This window comes from Citrobacter sp. EC_71 (genome assembly GCF_019584005.1).
GTDB lineage: Bacteria > Pseudomonadota > Gammaproteobacteria > Enterobacterales > Enterobacteriaceae > Citrobacter > Citrobacter werkmanii.
In genome coordinates this window covers 24,821-46,414 of record NZ_VDAY01000018.1, presented here as the reverse complement: position 1 = coordinate 46,414, position 21,594 = coordinate 24,821, and the positions used below count along the sequence as shown (strand labels likewise).

Below are 21,594 nucleotides of genomic sequence, written 5' to 3'. Positions count from 1 at the left end.
TCGGCTATGGAACGCGTACTGATTGTAAATGCGGATGATTTTGGCCTGAGTAAAGGACAAAACTACGGCATTGTTGAAGCCTGCCGCAATGGCGTGGTCACCTCGACGACGGCGTTGGTGAATGGCGCGGCGATTGACCATGCGGTACAGCTGAGTCGTGACATACCTGCACTTGCCGTCGGGATGCACTTTGTTCTGACGCTGGGCAGACCGTTGACGCCTATGCCGGGCCTTACACGTGACGGATTGCTGGGGAAATGGATCTGGCAGATGGCAGAGGAAGATGCTTTGCCGCTGGATGAAATTTCGCAAGAGCTGGCCGCACAGTATCAGCGTTTTATAGACCTGTTTGGGCGGGAACCGACGCATCTGGATAGTCATCACCATGTGCATATGTTCCCGCAGATTTTCCCCATTGTCGCAAGCTTTGCAGCCGAACGAGGGATTGCGTTGCGTATCGATCGTCAGGCGGTGTTCCAGGCGTCTGATTTACCCGACCGGTTGCGTACTTCCCAGGGATTCAGCAGCGAGTTTTATGGCGAAGCGATTTCTGAGGCGCTGTTTTTACAAACGCTGGACGCCTCAGCAGACCGGGGAGAGTCCTCATTGGAAGTCATGTGTCATCCAGCCTTTATTGATGACACTATTCGTCAAAGTGCCTACTGTTACCCCCGCTTAACTGAGCTTGACGTACTGACGTCTTCGTCACTGAAATATGCTATTGCGGAGCGCGGTTATCGTCTTGGCAGTTTTCTGAACGTGTAATTCCTGAGTTTGCGGCGCAATTATGCGCCGCATTTTTTTAGGCAGGGATCGCGTCGATTTTTCCGGCTCGCGACCAGACACGATGCGCAGTCATCAGTGTCAGCAGGGTATCCATAAACTGTGCGTCTGCACTGTCCGCTTCTACCACGCCTTCCTCACTCTGATGTGTGATATTCAATGCAGCTTTAAGCTGGCGAGCATCTCCAGCCAGGGCGATAGGTTTCAGGTGTTTATACGCTTCGAGTAAGTAATATTTAGCATCTCCATTCATGGCGATATCCGCGATATTCCCACCCGGAACGATAACCGCATCAACCGTCAGCGACGGCGAGCCGGCAAAGGTGCCTGCGATCGTCAGGACGGAGCCATCGTCGGCAACCACGTTGCCCATTCTGGAATAGAGCAGCCTGGCATGGACGCCTTTCGCCTGCAGCGCCTGCATAATGGTGAGCAGATCGTCCGCCTTTATCTGATCATTGAGCAGAATGGCGACCACGCGGCCTTTGATATCACCTTTTGAACCCGCATATAGACTAAGCGAAGGCGCATTGGCTAATCCGTTGACATCCGGCGGAGGGGAGATCTGGGTTTGCTCTTCGGTCAGCTCAAAACCGAGGTTGCTGGCCACGGACTGCGCCAGCGTAGTATCAATATGCGCCAGATGATCGACCACTCTTTCGCGAATATAAGGCCGGGTCACCTTACTGAGTTCGAAACTGAATCCGCCAATAATATGCTGTTGCTCTATTGGCGTCTGGCTTAACCAGAACAGGCGAGGGTGGGCATAGTATTCGCCGAAAGAGGGGCTACGCTCACGAATTTTATTCCCGTCAATGCGCTCCTGATACGACTCAAATCCACCACGTTTTGGCCCCGGCGGCGTTTCTCGTGGCCAGTTGTCATTGATGGAGTTAGGTTCATAGTTGGCGGGATTGGTATCAATATCCATGCGATGCATACCGTCGCGCTGGAAGTTATGATAAGGGCAGGTAGGACGATTGATCGGGATTTCATGGAAGTTGGGCCCACCCAGGCGACTGATCTGTGTGTCCGTATACGAGAACAGTCTGCCCTGTAACAGAGGATCATTGGTAAAATCGATGCCCGGAACGATGTGACCGGGATGAAATGCCGCCTGTTCGTTTTCCGCGAAGAAATTGTCCGGGTTGCGGTTTAGTACCATTTTACCGACGCGCTGAACCGGAACCAGCTCTTCCGGGATGAGTTTGGTCGGATCGAGCAGGTCAAAATCGAATTTAAACTCATCTTCCTCCGGGATTAACTGCAGGCCAAGTTCGTATTCCGGGTAATCACCAGCTTCAATTGCCTCCCACAGATCGCGGCGATGGAAATCAGGATCGCGTCCCGTCAGTTTCTGTGCTTCATCCCATACCAGAGAAGCTTTGCCAGCCAGCGGTTTCCAGTGGAAGCGGACGAAAGTGGCTTTCCCCTGCGCATTAATCAGCCGAAAAGTATGGATACCGAAACCTTCCATCGTGCGATAACTGCGTGGGATCCCCCGGTCAGACATCGCCCACATCACGTTGTGCAGGGTTTCAGGTTGCAACGAGACATAATCCCAGAAGGTATCATGTGCGCTTTGGCCCTGCGGGATAGCCCAATGTGGCTCCGGTTTTACGGCATGGACGAAATCCGGGAATTTATGTGCATCCTGAATAAAAAAGATCGGCGTGTTATTTCCTACCAGATCAAAGATGCCCTCTTCGGTATAAAATTTTGTCGCAAATCCCCGAATATCTCTGACCGTATCTGCTGAGCCCGCGCCGCCCTGGACAGTTGAGAAACGGACAAAAACGGGTGTTATCTTGTTTTCTTCGGATAAGAAATCGGCTTTTGTCGTTGCGCTTAAATCGGTATAAGACTGAAAGTAACCGTGCGCGGCTGACCCTCGGGCGTGAACGATACGTTCTGGTATACGTTCGTGATCGAAATGGGTGATTTTTTCTCGCAGGATAAAATCTTCCAGTAATGTTGGCCCGCGATTTCCGGCGCGCAGCGAGTTTTGATCGTCCGCAATGCGTACGCCCTGATTGGTGGTCAGGGCAAAATCTTCGCTTCCTTTGCGAAAACTGTCCAGCGCGTTGAGTTTGTCACTTCTGATGTCAGGTGCTTTTAAGCTGCCGGACGTTGTAGGTTGCATGCCCGGAGGCGTCGGTTCAGGCGTTGGACGATGTGAACCGTCTGCTGGCGCCAGAGAATCAAGACCAGGTTTGGACTCGCTGGCGTCATGAACCGGCGCAGTGTGATGGAGCGGATGCTTATCTTTCTGTGACATTAAACTCGTCTCCTGTATTCATCGCTGAAAGGGTCGTTGTTGCTGTCAAAAGCTTTAACTATAGACCACTCATTCAGCCCTGCAGGAATATACGAGGAGGTAAAGCGCGATGAGGCAGACAAACCGCGCACGCAAGGCAGGACGCAGGAGGGGAAAATCGGCTAAGATAGCAGTTTTCTGATTTTTAGAATTTGTCTTTAGTGAAACAACTGATTATGAAACCTCTTCGCCAGCAAAATCGTCCGGTTATTAGCTACGTGCCACGCGTGGAGCCTGCTCCGCCAGAGCATGCGGTTAAAATGGATGCGTTTCGTGACGTATGGATACTGCGCGGGAAATATGTCGCTTTTGTCTTAATGGGGGAGTCGTTTCAGCGTTCGCCTGCATTTACTGTTCCGGAATCAGCGCAACGCTGGGCTAATCAGATTCGTCAGGAAAATGAACTGAGCGATTGACTGGATATAAAAAACCGCCGGGGCATTACACGCCGGCGGTTTTTTGTTTTTCAGCAAACAGGCTTAGCGATGCGCCAGTTCCGCGTTATCGTCACTGTCCAGAATCGTTTTATCGGTCTGCTTCAGCCATTGGCTGGTCAGCGTACCGGCAGTCATGGAGCCGCTGACGTTCAGCGCAGTACGACCCATATCAATCAGTGGTTCAACGGAGATCAGCAGAGCAACCAGCGTCACCGGCAGACCCATGGCAGGCAGAACGATCAGCGCAGCAAAGGTCGCGCCGCCACCCACACCCGCAACGCCTGCGGAACTCACTGTCACGATACCTACCAGCGTGGCAATCCACATTGGATCCAGCGGGTTAATACCGACGGTCGGGGCGACCATCACCGCCAGCATGGCCGGGTACAGGCCAGCACAACCGTTCTGACCAATCGTGGCGCCAAATGAGGCGGCAAAACTGGCAATGGATTCAGGTACGCCCAGACGACGGGTTTGTGCTTCCACGTTCAGCGGGATAGACGCGGCGCTGGAACGGCTGGTGAAGGCGAAAGTCAGCACCGGCCAGACTTTACGGAAGTATTTCAGCGGGCTAACGCCGTTCACACCCAGCAGGATCCCGTGTACCACAAACATAATACCCAGACCGAGATACGAAGCGACGACGAAGCTACCCAGCTTGATGATGTCCTGCAGGTTGGAGCCTGCAACCACTTTAGTCATCAGCGCCAGAACACCGTACGGCGTTAATTGCATGACCAGACGAACCAACTTCATCACCCAGCTTTGCAGGGTATCGATAGCGACCAGAACGCGCTCGCCTTTTGGTGCGTCATCTTTCAGCAGTTTCAGTGCGGCTACACCGAGGAATGCTGCGAAGATAACTACGCTGATAATCGACGTCGGGTTCGCTCCGGTCAGATCGGCAAACGGGTTTTTCGGGATGAACGACAGCACCAGTTGCGGAACGCTGAGGTCGGCAACTTTACCAACATAATTGGTTTCGATGGCGTTCAGGCGAGCGGTTTCAGCCCCACCTTGTACCAGACCTTCGGCGGTCAGGCCGAACAGGTTGGTCACCAGAACACCTACCAGTGCGGCAATCAGCGTGGTAAACAGCAGCGTGCCGATCGTCAGGAAGCTAATTTTACCTAACTGAGAGGCGTTGTGCAGACGCGCAACGGCACTGAGTATAGAGGCAAAGACCAGCGGCATAACAATCATTTGCAGCAACTGGACATAACCGTTGCCGACAATGTTGAACCACTGTACGGAATCTTTAAGAACCTGGCTGTCGGAGCCATAAATGGTGTGCAGCGCGAGGCCGAACACCACACCCATGACCAGACCGACCAGTACTTTTTTTGCCAGACTCCACTGTTTGTGACGGGCTTGCGCCAGCACGAACAGCAGCACTACGAACACGATAATGTTCGCGATTAATGGAAAGTTCATCCCCGTTCTCCTGATCTTATTATGCGGATCACCGTACGATGGTGATTCTGTTGGCGCAAGATTAGCAGAACTGTGACATGCCTCTTATATTCAAATGGAATTGTTTATGCCAAAAATGACATTTCGGCTGATTTATTAGTCAACCTGGTGCGTTATGAAACGATTAAACTGCATTTGTAGCGTATTTATCATTTGCGATGACCAGCGTACTGCACTGTTTTCTTGTACGGTCTGCGGCATCCAGATGGCCCAGGCAAACAGCGCCATACACAGGAATCGCTCCAGTTGATTCCCTTTTTGCGGCACAAGGATCGGCAGGCGAAAACGCCAGCGGCAGGGCCAAAGCAGGGGCACGCCTGCCGGGGTCAGCATGTCGGCCAGAATGTGGCTGAGATAACCGAGAACCATGCCTTGTAAGGCATCGGCCGGAATTATCCAGGTATCAGGGACTTTCAGGTAAAACGTGGCCAGCAGGGCAAAGACTGCCAGCAGGCTATGCGTAAACCCGCGATGGCCAAATGCGCGGGCAATGGGTTTCGATATCCACTTCAGACGCTGTCCGAGCAGAGATTTTGGATGATCGATATCCGGTAGCAGACATGTCAAAATGGCTGAAGGGACAATATGCCACCAGTCACCCTGCGCAAGAACGGGCGTTAGCTCGGCATTCTTGGCAAATACCGCACAGGCAATAGAAAAAAGAAGGTGGCCTTCCGCCGTCATGATAAAACCCAATAAACTGTCGATTCATACAGTATAGGGGTTTTATACAGTAGGCGGAAGAGGTGACGTTGTAACCCTTTGTCACAAGTGCGCCTTTACCGCGCCAGCCAACCGCCATCCACGGCCAGCGTATAGCCATGTATATAGTCAGAGGCAGGACTGGCGAGGAAAACGACCGGGCCTTTCAGATCGTCTGGCTTTCCCCAGCGTCCGGCTGGAATACGATCGATAATCTCCTGGTTGCGCTCGCTGTCTTCACGTAGTTGCTGCGTGTTATTGGTCGCCATATAGCCGGGCGCAATAGCGTTGACATTAATACCTTGCGCAGCCCATTCATTGGCCAGCAGGCGGGTGATACCCAGTACACCGCTTTTAGATGCGGTATAGGAAGGAACGCGGATCCCGCCCTGAAATGAGAGCATTGAGGCAATATTAATTATTTTCCCACCGTTACCCTGCGCCACAAACTGTCGCGCCACGGTCTGCGACAGAAAGAACACGGATTTGAGATTCAGGTTCATTACGTCATCCCAGTCTTTTTCGCTGAAGTCCAGCGCATCCTGGCGACGTATGGTGCCCGCATTATTGACCAGAATATCGATCCGACCAAATGCCGCCACCGTTTGTGTCACGATGCCGGAGAGTACGTCCTGTTGGCTGAGATCGGCCTGAATCGCCATAAAACGTCGACCAAGCGCGTTAATTTTCTCTGCGGTTTCATGCGGAGTTTTACGATTCACGCCGACCACATCACAGCCAGCTTCAGCCATCGCCAGTGCCATACCTTGTCCAAGGCCGGTATCACATCCGGTGACGATGGCAACTTTACCTGCGAGACGAAAAGCATCCTGAATCATATTCACCTCAATTATTCATTCCATTCACACTTCACCATGCGGAAAGAATAGGAGAGGCTGAGCAGAAATACAATAAAAATGAAACGCTGTTTTAAAAAAACAATCTCACGGGCAATGATTCGCATTGCCCGTGAGAGGATTAGCCGCGCAGATGAACGGCTGTAAGTTCGGTGAGCGAGGACAGTTTTACGTCGGCCAGTACAAAGCGAGGATCGTCCTGATTTTCATGTGCAGGCACCACGATAGAGCGCATGCGAGCCGCTTTCGAGGCGATCATGCCGTTGACTGAATCTTCCAGGGCAACGCAACTCAAAGGATCAATGCCCAGTTTCGCTGCGCAATCAAGATACACCTGTGGGTGCGGTTTACTGTAGGGCAGTTTCTCCGCGGAGGCCAGCGCATCGAAGCTGTCGCGCAGATCAAACATGGTCAGCACTTTTTCCAGCATATGCAACGGTGATGCGGATGCCAGCCCGACCAGAATTCCCTGCGATTTGCACAACGCCACGGCTTCACGTACGCCAGGCAACAGCGGTCTTGTCTCTTCAACTAACGCAATTGCCCGCGTGATGATACGTGCAGTCACTTCCTGACGTGTGGGACCATTCCACGGTTGCTGCGCAAACCACAAATCAACCACCATGTCGATGCGTAAGCCAAGGGTATCGGGAAGTTCATGGCGGCGAGTGATATCAGCGCCTAAACTTGCCATCACATCCAGTTCGGCCTGATCCCAGAGCGGTTCTGAATCGACCAGTAATCCATCCATATCGAAAATTGTAGCAAGAATTTGACGCGGGGTTGACATCACAACCTCTCCTTTAGGGTGATAAAAGGGATTTCGAGCCAGTCATAACAGGCTCTGAGCGTTCATTATGGCTAATTCTCTATTATACCGCCTTTAAAGATCAGGCGAAAACGGTTATCAACGGGTAAACTTAGGCCAAAATGACACGTCTTTATCAAGGGGAACTCATGACGTATCAACAAGCTGGACGCATTGCCGTCTTGAAAAGGCTGGTGGGATGGGTGATTTTCATTCCCGCGCTGATTTCAACACTGGTTTCTGTACTGAAGTTTATGTATGCGCACAGCGAAAAGCAGGAGGGGATTAATGCGGTAATGCTCGATTTTGCCCACGTAATGATCGACATGATGCGGGTGAACACCCCATTTCTTAACGTATTTTGGTATAACTCGCCGACTCCCGATTTTCAAAGTGGACTCAATCTCGTTTTTTGGCTGATTTTCATCTTGATTTTTATCGGCTTAGCGTTGCAGGATTCAGGTGCAAGAATGAGCCGTCAGGCGCGCTTTTTACGCGAAGGCGTTGAGGACCAGCTGATTCTGGAACAGGCAAAAGGCAGTGAAGGGTTATCACGTGGACAAATCGAGTCACGTATCGTGGTGCCGCACCATACGATCTTTTTACAAATTTTCCCGCTGTATATATTGCCGGTGATTGTTATCGTCATCGGCTACTTTTTCTTCTCATTGCTGGGCTTTTTGTAAGCGTTGACATATCAGGCCTGACTCATTGTGTAACGCCAGGCCTGATAAGCGCGTTGCTAAGCCGCCAGTAACCTATCCATTGCTTTCTGCGCCACAACCAGATGCTGCCCTCCGAACAGAATAGCCCGGTTCAGCAGCGTATAGAGCTGGTAGACAGGCTGTCTGTCGAGAAAATCCAGGGGGAGCGGCGAGACGGACTGATAACCGTCATAAATTTGTGGCGGCTGTTCGGTATGTAACGGCAGCATTGCCAGATCGCACTCCCTGTCTCCCCAGTAGCAGGCAGGGTCGAAGATGTAGGGACCGTTCGGGCCGAGCGCGCAGTTCCCCGACCACAAATCCCCATGCAGGAGCGACGGCTGCGGCTGATGGGAAGCGAGGCGTTGCTGAACATGCTCGACAATGGCGTCAATATTGCCAAACGCAATACCTTTCTCAGCGGCGAGTTCCAGTTGCCAGCCAATACGCTGCTCGGCAAAAAAAGTTGACCAGCGACGTTGCCAGGTATTGGGTTGCGGCGTGGTTGAGAGCGCATTGTCGAAGTCGAGTCCGAACTGCGGCTGATCGCTCCATTCATGCAAATGCGCAAGTTGTTGGCCGAGGATAAACGCGTTGTGCGCGTCAAGCGGACGGGGAGGGAGGAAGTCCATCACCAGGAAACTGTAATCTCTGTCTGCGCCTACCGCCCAAACTTTCGGTACTGATACGGTTTGGCTGCGGGAAAGTAGCTCCAGCTGATCGGCTTCCGCCGTAAAGCCGGTTAACAACTCTCTTTCATCGCATTTGACGAAAAAATCGCGCCCCGCATAGCGTAAATGCCATGCGGCGTGGATCTCTCCGCCGGGCAGTTCATTACGCAGTTCGATTTCGCCTTCACCTAATTGCTCGCTTAAAAGACGACTGATAGCCTGCCACATGATGTCTCTCCCCATGTTGTCTGCCAGATCATAAGGTTAGCGCAAGAATGCGGTTAAAAAACACGAACTGACGCACACCACGGACGCGTCATCGCTCGAAAGGCACTTAATGTTTGTCGTTCTTCTTCATCTCGCACCGTTATGGAGACGTCCGGTTGTACATGATTCACTTCTTTGTAATCACGTGATTTTTTAGCATAGACGTATAACACCCATGCCGACAGTTTTACCGGAACATCCCCCTTCTGTTAAAAGGGGGACGGTGCCATTACTGAGCAAGGTATGCATATATTTTTTGCGTATCGTCCAAAGCGCACAGACGCGTACCTTGATTCAGGGTTGCTGCGCTACCGGCGGCGACACCGAAACGAACAATATCGTCAAAAGGTGCGTTTTCAGCCAGTTTAAGCGTCATAGCGCCGACCATGCTGTCGCCCGCGCCTACGGTGCTTTGACTCTTCACCGGGGGGGGAACCACCTGGACGCAGGTGTCGCGATCAACGCCCAGCGCCCCTTGTGGCCCAAGAGACACCACGACGCGGTGTGCTTTACCCGATTGCACAATCTCCTGTGCGGCTTTACGCACGTCATCGGGCTGGGTGAGTTCGCGGTTCACCAGCGCGCTCAGTTCTTTGAGGTTGGGTTTGACCAGTTCGATATTGCCGATGGCTAACGCCGCCGTTAGCGCCTCGCCTGAGCTATCGACGATGCAGCGAATACCCTGTTTTTGTGCTGAGGTAACGAGTTGGGTCAGCTTCTCAAGCTGTACCCCAGGCGGCAAACTGCCGCTAATCACCAGCAGCGCGCCGGACTCAATTTCCAGCACCTGATCCTGAAGTTGATAGAACTCATCATCGGTCAGCGCAGCCCCGGGCATAACGAAGCGATACTGCTCCCCGCTGGACTCAACGTGGACGTGCAGATTTTGGCGGGTCCAGTCTTTGGCTTCGACCGTAGAGACGGGAACATTTTCGTCGGCGAGCAATGCAACAAGATGCTCTCCCGTGGCCCCGCCCGCGGGGAAGATAGCCGTCGCAGTACCGCCAAGATGCGCTATTGCACGAGCGACGTTGATGCCGCCGCCACCGGGTTCAAAAACCGGCGAAGTACAGCGAAGTTTACCTTCTGGGTAGATTTGCGGAGTAATTGTTGCGCTATCGAGAGAGGGCGCAAGTGTTAACGTATAGATACGTACCATCTTTACCTCCTGTTAGGCTGCCTTCAGTTTGGCACTTAACATCCCGAAAGTGAAGTAATTAACAACATGATTTTTCATATCTTTATTTAAAATTATCGGGTCAAAGTTATATAAATAAAATATCGATTTAAGAACGCTCTTATTCAAAAAATGAAATAAGAATTTATTGCTATGTTATTCGAGTCTTTTTATAATTTGTTACCTTTCAAGGGTCTTTTGTCATTGATCCATATGAAAGTTTCCGAGACCGTTATGGTCTCTTTTTTTGTTGTACGGACTCTTAATAAATGAAGCTTTTGAAGACAGTGCCCGCAGCATTCATGCTGATGGGAGGCCTGCTTGCGTCAATGCATGCTGCCGCCGATGATTCCGTTTTTACTGTCATGGATGACCCTTCCAGCGCGAAAAAACCCTTTGAAGGTAACCTGAACGCGGGATATCTCGCCCAGTCAGGCAACACAAAAAGTTCTTCTTTAACTGCAGACACCAACATGACCTGGTATGGTCAAACCACGGCGTGGTCTCTGTGGGGAAATGCCAGCAATACCTCCTCAAATGATGAGCGTTCATCAGAGAAGTATGCCGTAGGGGGCCGTAGTCGTTACAACATGACCGACTATGACTATCTCTTTGGGCAGGCAAGCTGGTTGACCGACCGTTACAACGGTTATCGCGAGCGTGACGTACTGACCGCAGGTTACGGTCGTCAGTTCCTCAATGGACCGGTGCACAGCTTCCGTTTTGAATTCGGTCCTGGTGTTCGTTATGACGAGCACACTGATGGCACCACCGAAACGCAGCCGTTGGGCTATGCGTCCGGGGCCTATGCGTGGCAGATGACGGACAACACCAAGTTTACTCAGGGTGTATCGGTATTCGGTGCTGACGATACGACACTCAATTCTGAAACGGCTTTGAACGTTGCCATCAACGAACACTTCGGGTTAAAGGTGGCTTACAACGTGACCTGGAACTCTGAGCCGCCGGCAACTGCGCCGGAGCATACCGATCGTCGAACGACCGTTTCGCTCGGTTATCGTATGTAATGACAAGCCGGGTCAAATAATTGACCCGGTTTTCCCAATTAAAGATAAGTTTATTTAATATTTAATCTACGCTTTATTTTTAACACATATCAATAACGCACTATTTATCAGATGAATTCGATTTAATAGATAAATAAGCGGAACCGCACGGCAGTTGCCAATAATTTAACCCCAGATCATGGCGGCCCAGCGTAGGAGCAGTATTGCCGCACAAATAACAAGCAGAATCACCACCATCTTCCAGTGTTTCTTCGCAAAGCGATTTGTTGGCATAGTTCTTTCCTGCTCATATTCGATGACTTTCGGCAAGTGTAACAAAGACGTCAGGGTGTCAGTGAATTGATTTACATCATACAGTGCGCGTTGATTGCTGCTTTGATCGGCTCGTAACACCGTGTACACTGTCAACGGTGTTATCAAAAAGCGGGTGTAGGTCCAGCGTAGCTACCAAGGCAACCAGTGACATATTTCGCAGAGTGAAGCGGGAATCAGCCCACACCTTTTTGATAATTTTAAATATTGAATCTTTGTATGTGATCTTACGTGTGGGTCACCACTGCAAATAAGGATATAACATGCCTGTTATTACTCTTCCTGATGGCAGCCAACGCCATTACGACCACGCTGTAAGCCCCATGGATGTTGCGCTGGACATCGGTCCAGGTCTGGCGAAAGCCACTATTGCTGGCCGTGTTAACGGTGAGCTGGTAGATGCTTCCGATCTGATTGAACATGATGCGAAGCTCTCCATCATCACCGCGAAGGATGAAGAAGGTCTGGAGATCATTCGTCACTCCTGTGCGCACCTGTTAGGGCACGCGATCAAACAACTCTGGCCGCACACCAAAATGGCGATCGGACCGGTTGTTGACAACGGTTTTTACTACGATATCGATCTTGACCGTACGTTAACCCAGGAAGACGTCGACGCGCTCGAGAAGCGGATGCACGAGCTCGCTGAGAAAAACTACGATGTCATTAAGAAGAAAGTCAGCTGGTACGAAGCGCGTGAAACCTTCGTGAAGCGTGGTGAGACCTATAAAGTCTCTATTCTTGATGAAAACATTGCCCATGATGACAAGCCTGGCTTGTACCATCATGAAGAATATGTCGATATGTGCCGTGGCCCGCACGTGCCGAACATGCGTTTCTGCCATCACTTCAAACTGATGAAGACCGCTGGGGCATACTGGCGTGGCGACAGCAATAATAAGATGCTGCAGCGTATTTATGGTACTGCATGGGCAGATAAAAAAGCCCTCAACGCCTACCTGCAACGTCTGGAAGAAGCCGCCAAACGCGATCACCGTAAAATCGGTAAACAGCTTGACCTGTATCATATGCAGGAAGAAGCGCCGGGTATGGTGTTCTGGCACAATGATGGCTGGACTATCTTCCGTGAACTGGAAGTCTTTGTTCGTTCGAAACTGAAAGAATACCAGTATCAGGAAGTTAAAGGTCCGTTCATGATGGACCGCGTGCTGTGGGAAAAAACAGGTCACTGGGATAACTACAAAGATGCGATGTTCACGACGTCTTCAGAGAACCGTGAATACTGCATTAAGCCGATGAACTGCCCGGGTCACGTACAGATCTTTAATCAGGGTCTGAAATCTTATCGCGATCTGCCGCTGCGTATGGCTGAGTTTGGTAGCTGCCACCGTAACGAGCCGTCAGGCGCGCTGCACGGTCTGATGCGTGTTCGTGGCTTCACTCAGGATGATGCGCATATCTTCTGTACTGAAGAACAGATCCGTGATGAAGTTAACGCTTGTATTCGTATGGTCTACGATATGTACAGCACCTTTGGCTTCGAGAAGATCGTTGTCAAACTGTCCACTCGCCCCGAAAAACGTATCGGTAGCGATGAAATGTGGGACCGTGCTGAAGCTGACCTGGCCGTTGCGTTGGAAGAAAACAACATCCCGTTTGAGTTCCAACTGGGTGAGGGCGCGTTCTACGGTCCGAAAATTGAATTTACCCTGTATGACTGCCTCGATCGTGCATGGCAGTGCGGTACTGTACAGCTGGACTTCTCTCTGCCGTCCCGTTTAAGCGCCTCTTATGTTGGCGAGAACAACGAGCGTCAGGTGCCGGTTATGATTCACCGTGCAATTCTTGGGTCGATGGAACGTTTCATCGGTATCCTGACCGAAGAGTTCGCTGGCTTCTTCCCGACCTGGCTTGCGCCGGTTCAGGTTGTGGTCATGAACATTACTGATTCTCAGTCTGAATACGTTAACGAATTAACGCAGAAACTACAAAATGCGGGCATTCGTGTAAAAGCAGACTTGAGAAATGAGAAGATAGGCTTTAAAATCCGCGAGCACACTTTACGTCGTGTCCCTTACATGTTGGTCTGTGGCGACAAAGAGGTTGAAGCAGGCAAAGTTGCCGTGCGCACCCGTCGTGGCAAAGACTTGGGCAGCCTGGACGTAAATGAAGTGATTGAGAAGCTGCAACAAGAGATTCGCAGCCGCAGTCTTCAACAACTGGAGGAATAAGGTATTAAAGGCGGAAAACGAGTTCAAACGGCACGTCCGAATCGTATCAATGGCGAGATTCGCGCCCTGGAAGTTCGCTTAACAGGTCTGGAAGGCGAAGCTTTGGGTATTGTGAGTCTGAGAGAAGCAATCGAAAAAGCTGAAGAAGCTGGAGTAGATTTAGTTGAAATCAGCCCTAACGCCGAACCGCCAGTTTGTCGTATTATGGACTACGGCAAGTTCCTTTATGAAAAGAGTAAGTCTTCTAAGGAACAGAAGAAAAAGCAAAAAGTTATCCAGGTTAAGGAAATTAAATTCCGTCCTGGCACCGACGATGGCGATTACCAGGTAAAACTCCGCAGCCTGGTACGCTTTCTGGAAGATGGCGATAAGGCTAAGATCACGCTGCGTTTTCGCGGCCGTGAGATGGCCCACCAACAGATCGGTATGGAAGTGCTCAACCGCGTCCGTGACGATCTGAGTGAACTGGCAGTAGTCGAATCCTTCCCTACGAAGATCGAAGGCCGTCAGATGATCATGGTGCTCGCTCCTAAGAAGAAACAGTAAGGCCTTCAAGTAGCAATGTCTGTGGAGCCTGCGGGTTCCACAGCCGTTGTTCGCCTACGTTTCGTTTATTAACAATGCGAAGTGGAAGTTATTAAAATGCCAAAAATTAAGACCGTACGCGGTGCTGCTAAGCGCTTCAAAAAAACCGGTGGTGGTGGATTTAAGCGTAAGCACGCAAACCTGCGTCATATTCTGACCAAAAAATCTACTAAGCGTAAACGTCACCTGCGTCCAAAAGGCCTGGTTTCTAAAGGCGATCTGGGTCTGGTTATCGCGTGCCTGCCGTACGCATAAGCCGTTAACGTTTAATTAATTTTTTACTAAGAATATAGATACAGGAGAGCACATATGGCTCGCGTAAAACGTGGTGTAGTTGCCCGTGCACGTCACAAGAAAATTTTGAAACAAGCTAAAGGCTACTACGGTGCGCGTTCTCGCGTATACCGCGTTGCCTTCCAGGCTGTTATCAAAGCTGGTCAGTACGCTTATCGTGACCGTCGTCAGAAAAAGCGTCAGTTCCGTCAACTGTGGATTGCGCGTATCAACGCAGCAGCACGTCAGAACGGTATTTCTTACAGCAAATTCATCAACGGCCTGAAAAAAGCCTCTGTTGAAATCGACCGTAAGATCCTGGCTGACATCGCAGTATTCGACAAAGTAGCGTTCACCGCTCTGGTTGAAAAAGCGAAAGCAGCTCTGGCATAAGCCGGTGAAAAGAGGGAGCCTGGCTCCCTCTCTTTTATTGTAGGGCAATCAATTGGTTGACAATTTACCCGTAAGCCTTTTCAATAAAGGTTGTCCGGTTTTTACCACACAAGGTAACGCAAGCATGAATGCTGCTATTTTCCGCTTCTTCTTTTACTTTAGCACCTGAACTCAGGAGGCTTGCGCGTGAAAGAAGAAACGGAAAACAGCGCCTAAAAGCCTCCCTGGTGGAGGCTTTTTTTATACGCGTCATCCTTCAAGTTGTCTCTGTGTTGGCTGCATTCGCTCACCCCAGTCACGTACTGATGTACGCTCCTGAGGATTTGCTCTTTTGCCGCCTTGATACAACTTGAATGATTTTGCGTATATACGAGCGACTAGTGAATATCGCCACATAACGAGGAAAACCATGTCACATCTCGCAGAGCTGGTTGCCAGTGCAACGGCCGCCATTAACCAGGCTTCAGATGTTGCCGCGTTAGACAATGTCCGCGTCGAATATTTGGGCAAGAAAGGGCACTTGACCCTTCAGATGACAACCCTGCGCGAGCTGCCGCCAGAAGAGCGTCCGGCAGCAGGTGCGGTGATAAACGAAGCCAAAGAACAGGTACAGCAAGCGCTGAATGCACGTAAAGCCGAATTAGAAAGTGCTGCGCTGAATGCCCGTCTGGCTGAAGAAACGATCGATATCTCACTGCCGGGACGTCGTATCGAAAACGGCGGTCTGCATCCGGTAACACGTACTATCGACCGTATTGAAAGCTTCTTTGGTGAGTTGGGCTTTACCGTGGCGACCGGTCCGGAAATCGAAGATGACTATCATAACTTCGACGCACTGAATATTCCTGGCCATCATCCGGCACGTGCTGACCACGACACCTTCTGGTTTGACGCGACCCGTCTGCTGCGTACGCAGACTTCCGGTGTGCAGATCCGCACCATGAAAGAAAAACAGCCGCCGATCCGTATCATCGCCCCTGGGCGCGTATATCGTAACGACTACGATCAGACGCACACTCCAATGTTCCATCAGATGGAAGGGCTGATTGTTGATACCAACATCAACTTCACCAACCTGAAAGGTACGCTGCACGATTTCCTGCGCAACTTCTTTGAAGAAGACCTGCAGGTTCGCTTCCGTCCTTCTTACTTCCCGTTCACCGAACCTTCTGCGGAAGTTGATGTGATGGGCAAAAACGGCAAATGGCTGGAAGTGCTGGGCTGCGGGATGGTTCACCCGAACGTGCTGCGCAACGTGGGTATCGATCCGGAGATCTACTCTGGCTTTGCATTCGGTATGGGTATGGAGCGTCTGACCATGTTGCGTTATGGCGTAACCGATCTGCGTTCTTTCTTCGAAAACGATCTGCGTTTCCTCAAACAGTTTAAATAAAGGCAGGATAAAACAATGAAATTCAGTGAACTGTGGTTACGCGAATGGGTAAACCCGGCGATTGATAGCGATGCGCTGTCAAACCAAATCACGATGGCGGGTCTGGAAGTTGACGGTGTGGAACCTGTTTCGGGCGCGTTCAACGGCGTGGTGGTGGGTGAAGTGGTTGAGTGCGCTCAGCACCCGAACGCTGACAAACTGCGCGTCACCAAAGTGAATGTAGGCGGCGACCGCCTGTTGGATATCGTCTGTGGCGCGCCGAACTGCCGTCAGGGCCTGAAAGTGGCTGTGGCAACCGTGGGCGCCGTACTGCCGGGCGACTTTAAAATTAAAGCGGCGAAACTGCGTGGTGAACCGTCTGAAGGCATGCTGTGCTCGTTCTCCGAGCTGGGCATTTCCGACGATCATAGCGGCATTATCGAACTGCCCGCCGATGCGCCAATTGGCACCGATATCCGCGAATACCTGAAGCTTGACGATAACACCATCGAAATCAGCGTTACGCCGAACCGCGCCGACTGCCTGGGTATCATCGGTGTGGCACGTGATGTGGCTGTACTGAACCAGGCTCCATTGGTTGAGCCGCAAATCGCGCCTGTAGCCGCAACCATTAGCGACGTCCTGCCGATTCAGGTCGAAGCAGTGGAAGCTTGCCCGCGCTATCTGGGCCGCGTTGTGAAAGGCATCAACGTTAAAGCGCCAACTCCGTTGTGGATGAAAGAAAAACTGCGTCGCTGCGGCATCCGCTCCATTGATGCAGTCGTTGACGTCACCAACTATGTGCTGCTCGAACTGGGTCAGCCAATGCATGCGTTCGACAAAGATCGCATCGACGGTGGGATTGTTGTTCGTATGGCAAAAGAGGGGGAAACCCTGGTTCTGCTGGACGGCAGCGAAGCGAAACTGAATGCGGATACGCTGGTGATTGCGGACCATAACAAAGCGCTGGCCATGGGCGGCATCTTTGGTGGCGAACATTCCGGCGTGAATGATGAAACGCAAAACGTCCTGCTGGAATGCGCATTCTTCAGCCCGCTGTCTATTACCGGTCGCGCACGTCGTCATGGCCTGCACACCGATGCCTCTCACCGCTATGAGCGTGGTGTCGATCCGGCGCTGCAGTATAAAGCGATGGAGCGCGCTACCCGTTTGCTGATTGATATCTGCGGCGGTGAAGCCGGTCCTATTATTGATGTGACCAACGAAGCGACGCTGCCAAAACGCGCGACTATTACGCTTCGCCGCAGCAAACTGGATCGTCTGATCGGACACCATATTGCTGATGACCAGGTGAGCGATATTCTGCGTCGTCTGGGTTGTGACGTCACGGAAGGTCAGGATGAGTGGAAAGCGGTAGCGCCGAGCTGGCGTTTCGATATGGAAATCGAAGAAGATCTGGTCGAAGAAGTTGCCCGTGTATACGGGTATGACAATATCCCGAATACGCCAATTCAGGCTGGTCTGATCATGGGTACGCATCGTGAAGCGGATTTATCGCTGAAACGTGTAAAAACCATGCTGAATGACAAAGGCTACCAGGAAGTTATTACCTACAGCTTTGTCGACCCGAAAATTCAGGCGTTGCTGCATCCGGGTGAAGAATCGCTGCTGCTGCCAAGCCCAATTTCTATTGATATGTCAGCAATGCGCTTGTCACTGTGGACCGGTTTGCTGTCAACGGTGGTGTATAACCAGAATCGTCAGCAGAACCGTGTGCGTATTTTTGAAACGGGTTTACGTTTCGTACCGGATACGCAGGCCAACCTTGGGATCCGTCAGGATCTGATGCTGGCAGGCGTGATCTGCGGTAACCGTCATGATGAACACTGGAATCTGGCAAAAGAGACCGTTGATTTCTATGATTTGAAAGGCGATCTGGAAGCGGTTCTCGACCTGACCGGCAAACTGGCGGACATTCAGTTCAAAGCTGAAGCGAATCCAGCACTGCATCCGGGTCAGTCTGCGGCGATTTATCTGAAAGGTGAACGTATTGGTTTCATTGGGGTTGTTCATCCTGAACTGGAACGTAAACTGGATCTGAACGGTCGCACTCTGGTATTTGAACTTGAGTGGAACAAGCTCGCAGACCGCGTGGTGCCTCAGGCGCGTGAAGTTTCTCGCTTCCCAGCGAACCGTCGCGACATCGCAGTCGTTGTGGCAGAAAACGTTCCCGCTGCGGATATTTTATCCGAGTGTAAGAAAGTTGGCGTAAATCAGGTAGTTGGCGTAAACTTATTTGACGTGTACCGCGGTAAGGGTGTTGCGGAGGGTTATAAGAGCCTCGCTATCAGCCTGATCCTTCAGGATACCAGCCGTACACTTGAAGAAGAGGAGATTGCCGCTACCGTCGCCAAATGTGTAGAGGCATTAAAAGAGCGATTCCAGGCATCATTGAGGGATTGAACCTATGGCGCTTACAAAAGCTGAAATGTCAGAATATCTGTTTGATAAGCTTGGGCTTAGCAAGCGGGATGCCAAAGAACTGGTCGAGCTGTTTTTCGAAGAGATCCGTCGTGCTCTGGAAAATGGTGAGCAGGTAAAACTCTCTGGTTTTGGTAACTTCGATCTGCGTGATAAGAATCAACGTCCGGGCCGTAACCCGAAAACGGGCGAAGATATTCCCATTACAGCACGGCGCGTGGTGACCTTCAGACCCGGACAGAAGTTAAAAAGCCGGGTTGAAAACGCAACGCCCAAAGAAGAGTGATTTAACGATTCGTTAAGTTACTTGCGCTGCCAAGCGCAAAGCATGACGTATATAACTAAAAAGGCCGCTCTGCGGCCTTTTTCCTTTTCACTACCGAAACAGCACCGTAGAATCACCCCCATCTCTTTTCAGCAGAATGGAAAACATGCTGACTTTCGCCCATCAACAGCAGCGACGAAACGTGCGCTGGATACTGTCTCTGTCAGTGCTGATGTTACTGGCAACGATTTTAAGCTTGTGCGCAGGAGAACAATGGATCGCTCCCGGCGACTGGTTCAGCGCCCGCGGCGATCTGTTCGTCTGGCAAATCCGCTTTCCTCGTACCCTCGCCGTTTTGCTGGTAGGCGCTGCGTTGGCCTTATCCGGTGCGGTAATGCAGGCCCTCTTTGAAAATCCCCTCGCGGAACCGGGTCTACTGGGCGTGTCTAACGGCGCAGGAGTTGGGCTCATCGCTGCGGTGCTGCTCGGCCAGGGACAGCTTCCCGGCTGGGCGTTGGGTTTATGCGCCATCGCCGGGGCGCTGATTATTACTCTCATTCTGTTACGCTTTGCCCGTCGGCATTTGTCTACCAGTCGCTTGCTGCTGGCGGGAGTGGCGCTGGGCATTATCTGTAGCGCGCTGATGACGTGGGCCATCTACTTTTCCACCTCTTTTGACTTACGACAACTGATGTACTGGATGATGGGTGGCTTTGGCGGCGTAGACTGGCATCAGGCCTGGCTGATGGTGGCGTTGATCCCCGTACTGATATGGATCTGCTGTCAGTCTCAGCCGATGAATATGCTGGCGCTGGGGGAAACTTCTGCGCGCCAACTGGGGTTACCATTATGGTTCTGGCGCAATCTGCTGGTGGTCGCCACGGGATGGATGGTCGGCGTAAGCGTGGCGCTGGCGGGAGCGATTGGTTTCATTGGATTGGTTATCCCACATATTTTGCGGTTGTGTGGTTTAACCGATCACCGTGTTCTCCTGCCTGGCTGCGCGTTGGCTGGCGCAATCGCGTTATTGTTTGCCGATGTTGTCGCGCGTTTGGTGCTGGCTTCGGCTGAACTGCCCATCGGCGTGGTGACGGCTACCATGGGAGCCCCGGTATTTATCTGGCTATTGTTGAAAGCCGCGCGCTAGAAAGCGTTGGTTCGGTCTATGATTAAAAACTGAAAATCAACCTGTTGTTCTGGAGATGCTATGCAAGACACTATCCTCAATACAGAAGTGACGACCATTGACGGCGAGGCGACTACGCTGCAACCGTATTCCGGCAATGTACTGTTAATCGTCAACGTTGCTTCAAAATGTGGACTGACGCCGCAATACGAACAACTGGAGAACCTGCAGAAAGCCTGGCATCAGCAGGGCTTCAATGTGCTTGGTTTTCCCTGCAATCAGTTTCTGGGCCAGGAACCGGGCAGCGAAGACGAAATAAAAACGTATTGCAGTATGACCTGGGGCGTTACTTTCCCGATGTTCAGCAAGATTGACGTCAACGGCGAGGGGCGTCATCCGCTCTATCAGAAGCTGATTGATGCCGCGCCAACGGCTGTTGCGCCAGCAGACAGTGGATTCTATGAACGTATGGTCAGTAAAGGCCGGGCGCCGCTCTACCCGGACGATATCCTGTGGAACTTTGAGAAGTTTTTAGTGGGGCGGGATGGGCAAGTACTGCAACGATTCTCTCCGGATATGACGCCTGAGGATCCTATGCTGGTGCAAAGCATCAAGAAGGCGCTGGCAAACTAATGTCTCGATTGATGCAGCTACAGGATGTAGCGGAATCGACCCGGCTCGGCCCGCTTTCTGGTGAAATAAAAGCAGGGGAAATCCTGCATTTGGTGGGACCTAATGGTGCGGGGAAAAGTACGCTGTTGGCGCGTATGGCGGGTTTGACGACCGGGGAGGGCAGCATCACCTTTGGCGACATGGCGCTTGAAGAATGGCCGGCAGCAAAGCTGGCGCAATATCGTGCTTATCTTGCGCAACAGCAAAACCCGCCTTTTGCCATGCCAGTCTGGCATTTTCTGACGCTGCATCAACCCGACAAAGCGCGAGTCGATCTGTTACAGGAGGTCGCCGATGCGCTGGGTTTGGGGGATAAGCTGGGGCGTGGCGTGAATCAACTCTCCGGCGGTGAATGGCAGCGTGTACGCCTCGCTGCCGTTATTTTGCAAATTTGCCCGCAAGCAAATCCATTCGGTCAGCTTTTACTGTTGGATGAGCCGATGAACAGCCTGGACGTCGCGCAACAAAACGCCCTGGACAAGTTATTGGGGCAGCTTTGTTTGCAGGGAATAGCGATTGTAATGAGCAGCCATGACCTCAATCATACCTTGCGGCATGCGCATAAGGCCTGGTTGCTCAAACGTGGGAAGCTGGTTGCAAGTGGCTCACGTGATACGGTCCTGACGCCAGCTAATCTGTCTGCGGCTTACGGCGTGAACTTCCGTCGTTTGGATATCGAAGGCCACAGAATGCTCATATCAACCACTTAAGTTAAATGGGTTCTTGAAAATCATATAA

Annotated in this window: 23 protein-coding genes and 1 other annotated feature; of the genes, 15 read left to right on the top strand and 8 right to left on the bottom strand. The window is 51.5% G+C overall.

The annotated features are described in order from the left end of the window. Positions 1-6 precede the first annotated feature (6 nt). Positions 7-765 (top strand): chitin disaccharide deacetylase, encoded by a 759-nt coding sequence (gene chbG, locus FHD02_RS18165; RefSeq protein WP_042308835.1) that lies wholly within the window; start codon positions 7-9, stop codon positions 763-765. 37 nt (positions 766-802) lie between these two features. Here chbG and katE read toward each other — a convergent pair whose 3' ends face one another. Then, positions 803-3,061 carry a catalase HPII gene (gene katE / locus FHD02_RS18160; protein WP_220394157.1) on the bottom strand — a complete coding sequence of 753 codons (2,259 nt, stop codon included), beginning with the start codon at positions 3,059-3,061 and terminating at the stop codon, positions 803-805. Between the two features lie 191 nt (positions 3,062-3,252). On the opposite strand from katE, the gene cedA reads away from it, so the two are divergent. Then, complete coding sequence (gene cedA / locus FHD02_RS18155; protein WP_071600734.1) at positions 3,253-3,516, top strand: cell division activator CedA; 264 nt, start codon at positions 3,253-3,255, stop codon at positions 3,514-3,516. 63 nt (positions 3,517-3,579) lie between these two features. Here the strand turns inward: cedA and tcyP are convergent, their stop codons facing one another. The 4 genes from tcyP to hxpB all read right to left on the bottom strand — a co-directional run bounded on the left by tcyP (position 3,580) and on the right by hxpB (position 7,359). Then, a complete protein-coding gene (gene tcyP, locus FHD02_RS18150; RefSeq protein ID WP_006684833.1) occupies positions 3,580-4,971 on the bottom strand; it encodes a cystine/sulfocysteine:cation symporter in 1,392 nt (463 codons plus the stop codon). A gap of 135 nt (positions 4,972-5,106) precedes the next feature. After that, positions 5,107-5,706: a metal-dependent hydrolase gene (locus FHD02_RS18145; protein ID WP_087050648.1), complete on the bottom strand. Its 600-nt coding sequence runs from the start codon at positions 5,704-5,706 to the stop codon at positions 5,107-5,109. Positions 5,707-5,789: 83 nt separating this feature from the next. Further along, positions 5,790-6,551 carry a 2-dehydro-3-deoxy-D-gluconate 5-dehydrogenase KduD gene (gene kduD, locus FHD02_RS18140; protein WP_220394156.1) on the bottom strand — a complete coding sequence of 254 codons (762 nt, stop codon included), beginning with the start codon at positions 6,549-6,551 and terminating at the stop codon, positions 5,790-5,792. A 139-nt stretch (positions 6,552-6,690) separates the two neighbouring features. Further along, positions 6,691-7,359 (bottom strand): hexitol phosphatase HxpB, encoded by a 669-nt coding sequence (hxpB, locus tag FHD02_RS18135; protein WP_220394155.1) that lies wholly within the window; start codon positions 7,357-7,359, stop codon positions 6,691-6,693. A gap of 167 nt (positions 7,360-7,526) precedes the next feature. On the opposite strand from hxpB, the gene FHD02_RS18130 reads away from it, so the two are divergent. Next, positions 7,527-8,063 carry a YniB family protein gene (locus tag FHD02_RS18130; protein ID WP_042308823.1) on the top strand — a complete coding sequence of 179 codons (537 nt, stop codon included), beginning with the start codon at positions 7,527-7,529 and terminating at the stop codon, positions 8,061-8,063. A gap of 56 nt (positions 8,064-8,119) precedes the next feature. Here the strand turns inward: FHD02_RS18130 and FHD02_RS18125 are convergent, their stop codons facing one another. Next, a complete protein-coding gene (locus FHD02_RS18125; RefSeq protein ID WP_042308821.1) occupies positions 8,120-8,980 on the bottom strand; it encodes a fructosamine kinase family protein in 861 nt (286 codons plus the stop codon). A gap of 268 nt (positions 8,981-9,248) precedes the next feature. After that, positions 9,249-10,178, bottom strand: a complete 930-nt coding sequence (pfkB, locus tag FHD02_RS18120; RefSeq protein WP_042308819.1) for a 6-phosphofructokinase II — start codon at positions 10,176-10,178, stop codon at positions 9,249-9,251. Positions 10,179-10,465: 287 nt separating this feature from the next. On the opposite strand from pfkB, the gene FHD02_RS18115 reads away from it, so the two are divergent. Continuing rightward, positions 10,466-11,224 (top strand): YdiY family protein, encoded by a 759-nt coding sequence (locus FHD02_RS18115; protein WP_042308816.1) that lies wholly within the window; start codon positions 10,466-10,468, stop codon positions 11,222-11,224. Between the two features lie 165 nt (positions 11,225-11,389). Here the strand turns inward: FHD02_RS18115 and yniD are convergent, their stop codons facing one another. After that, positions 11,390-11,497 (bottom strand): small membrane protein YniD, encoded by a 108-nt coding sequence (gene yniD, locus FHD02_RS18110; protein WP_137360010.1) that lies wholly within the window; start codon positions 11,495-11,497, stop codon positions 11,390-11,392. 302 nt (positions 11,498-11,799) lie between these two features. Here yniD and thrS point away from each other — a divergent pair, with 302 nt between their 5' ends. The 11 genes from thrS (at position 11,800) to btuD (ending at position 21,566) form a co-directional block, all read left to right on the top strand. Then, entirely contained in the window at positions 11,800-13,728 is a 1,929-nt protein-coding gene (thrS, locus tag FHD02_RS18105; RefSeq protein ID WP_032939806.1) for a threonine--tRNA ligase, read from the top strand. A 3-nt stretch (positions 13,729-13,731) separates the two neighbouring features. Continuing rightward, entirely contained in the window at positions 13,732-14,274 is a 543-nt protein-coding gene (infC, locus tag FHD02_RS18100; protein WP_048997935.1) for a translation initiation factor IF-3, read from the top strand. Positions 14,275-14,370: 96 nt separating this feature from the next. After that, positions 14,371-14,568: a 50S ribosomal protein L35 gene (gene rpmI, locus FHD02_RS18095; RefSeq protein WP_003030583.1), complete on the top strand. Its 198-nt coding sequence runs from the start codon at positions 14,371-14,373 to the stop codon at positions 14,566-14,568. A 54-nt stretch (positions 14,569-14,622) separates the two neighbouring features. Further along, positions 14,623-14,979, top strand: a complete 357-nt coding sequence (rplT, locus tag FHD02_RS18090; RefSeq protein ID WP_003030578.1) for a 50S ribosomal protein L20 — start codon at positions 14,623-14,625, stop codon at positions 14,977-14,979. Positions 14,980-15,098: 119 nt separating this feature from the next. Beyond that, positions 15,099-15,223: a sequence feature (Phe leader region), on the top strand. Continuing rightward, positions 15,104-15,148 (top strand): pheST operon leader peptide PheM, encoded by a 45-nt coding sequence (gene pheM, locus FHD02_RS18085; protein ID WP_001386830.1) that lies wholly within the window; start codon positions 15,104-15,106, stop codon positions 15,146-15,148. It overlaps the preceding feature by 45 nt. Before the next feature lie 165 nt (positions 15,224-15,388). Then, the gene (gene pheS / locus FHD02_RS18080; RefSeq protein ID WP_003832580.1) at positions 15,389-16,372 is read left to right on the top strand and encodes a phenylalanine--tRNA ligase subunit alpha; all 984 of its coding nucleotides are present in this window, start codon (positions 15,389-15,391) and stop codon (positions 16,370-16,372) included. 15 nt (positions 16,373-16,387) lie between these two features. Further along, positions 16,388-18,775 carry a phenylalanine--tRNA ligase subunit beta gene (gene pheT / locus FHD02_RS18075; RefSeq protein ID WP_079224474.1) on the top strand — a complete coding sequence of 796 codons (2,388 nt, stop codon included), beginning with the start codon at positions 16,388-16,390 and terminating at the stop codon, positions 18,773-18,775. 4 nt (positions 18,776-18,779) lie between these two features. Beyond that, a complete protein-coding gene (ihfA, locus tag FHD02_RS18070) occupies positions 18,780-19,079 on the top strand; it encodes an integration host factor subunit alpha (RefSeq protein WP_003030571.1) in 300 nt (99 codons plus the stop codon). A gap of 145 nt (positions 19,080-19,224) precedes the next feature. Further along, complete coding sequence (btuC, locus tag FHD02_RS18065; protein ID WP_042308812.1) at positions 19,225-20,205, top strand: vitamin B12 ABC transporter permease BtuC; 981 nt, start codon at positions 19,225-19,227, stop codon at positions 20,203-20,205. A 60-nt stretch (positions 20,206-20,265) separates the two neighbouring features. Continuing rightward, the gene (locus FHD02_RS18060; protein WP_042308809.1) at positions 20,266-20,817 is read left to right on the top strand and encodes a glutathione peroxidase; all 552 of its coding nucleotides are present in this window, start codon (positions 20,266-20,268) and stop codon (positions 20,815-20,817) included. Beyond that, complete coding sequence (gene btuD, locus FHD02_RS18055; RefSeq protein WP_061381453.1) at positions 20,817-21,566, top strand: vitamin B12 ABC transporter ATP-binding protein BtuD; 750 nt, start codon at positions 20,817-20,819, stop codon at positions 21,564-21,566. Before FHD02_RS18060 ends, btuD begins: the two co-directional genes overlap by 1 nt. Positions 21,567-21,594: the final 28 nt, after the last annotated feature.

Coding starts and splice junctions, on each gene's coding strand:
- chbG (WP_042308835.1), top strand. CDS start 7: ATGGAACGCGTACTGATTGTAAATGCGGATGATTTTGGCCTGAGTAAA.
- katE (WP_220394157.1), bottom strand. CDS start 3,061: ATGTCACAGAAAGATAAGCATCCGCTCCATCACACTGCGCCGGTTCAT.
- tcyP (WP_006684833.1), bottom strand. CDS start 4,971: ATGAACTTTCCATTAATCGCGAACATTATCGTGTTCGTAGTGCTGCTG.
- kduD (WP_220394156.1), bottom strand. CDS start 6,551: ATGATTCAGGATGCTTTTCGTCTCGCAGGTAAAGTTGCCATCGTCACC.
- hxpB (WP_220394155.1), bottom strand. CDS start 7,359: ATGTCAACCCCGCGTCAAATTCTTGCTACAATTTTCGATATGGATGGA.
- FHD02_RS18130 (WP_042308823.1), top strand. CDS start 7,527: ATGACGTATCAACAAGCTGGACGCATTGCCGTCTTGAAAAGGCTGGTG.
- FHD02_RS18125 (WP_042308821.1), bottom strand. CDS start 8,980: ATGTGGCAGGCTATCAGTCGTCTTTTAAGCGAGCAATTAGGTGAAGGC.
- pfkB (WP_042308819.1), bottom strand. CDS start 10,178: ATGGTACGTATCTATACGTTAACACTTGCGCCCTCTCTCGATAGCGCA.
- FHD02_RS18115 (WP_042308816.1), top strand. CDS start 10,466: ATGAAGCTTTTGAAGACAGTGCCCGCAGCATTCATGCTGATGGGAGGC.
- yniD (WP_137360010.1), bottom strand. CDS start 11,497: ATGCCAACAAATCGCTTTGCGAAGAAACACTGGAAGATGGTGGTGATT.
- thrS (WP_032939806.1), top strand. CDS start 11,800: ATGCCTGTTATTACTCTTCCTGATGGCAGCCAACGCCATTACGACCAC.
- rpmI (WP_003030583.1), top strand. CDS start 14,371: ATGCCAAAAATTAAGACCGTACGCGGTGCTGCTAAGCGCTTCAAAAAA.
- rplT (WP_003030578.1), top strand. CDS start 14,623: ATGGCTCGCGTAAAACGTGGTGTAGTTGCCCGTGCACGTCACAAGAAA.
- pheS (WP_003832580.1), top strand. CDS start 15,389: ATGTCACATCTCGCAGAGCTGGTTGCCAGTGCAACGGCCGCCATTAAC.
- pheT (WP_079224474.1), top strand. CDS start 16,388: ATGAAATTCAGTGAACTGTGGTTACGCGAATGGGTAAACCCGGCGATT.
- ihfA (WP_003030571.1), top strand. CDS start 18,780: ATGGCGCTTACAAAAGCTGAAATGTCAGAATATCTGTTTGATAAGCTT.
- btuC (WP_042308812.1), top strand. CDS start 19,225: ATGCTGACTTTCGCCCATCAACAGCAGCGACGAAACGTGCGCTGGATA.
- FHD02_RS18060 (WP_042308809.1), top strand. CDS start 20,266: ATGCAAGACACTATCCTCAATACAGAAGTGACGACCATTGACGGCGAG.
- btuD (WP_061381453.1), top strand. CDS start 20,817: ATGTCTCGATTGATGCAGCTACAGGATGTAGCGGAATCGACCCGGCTC.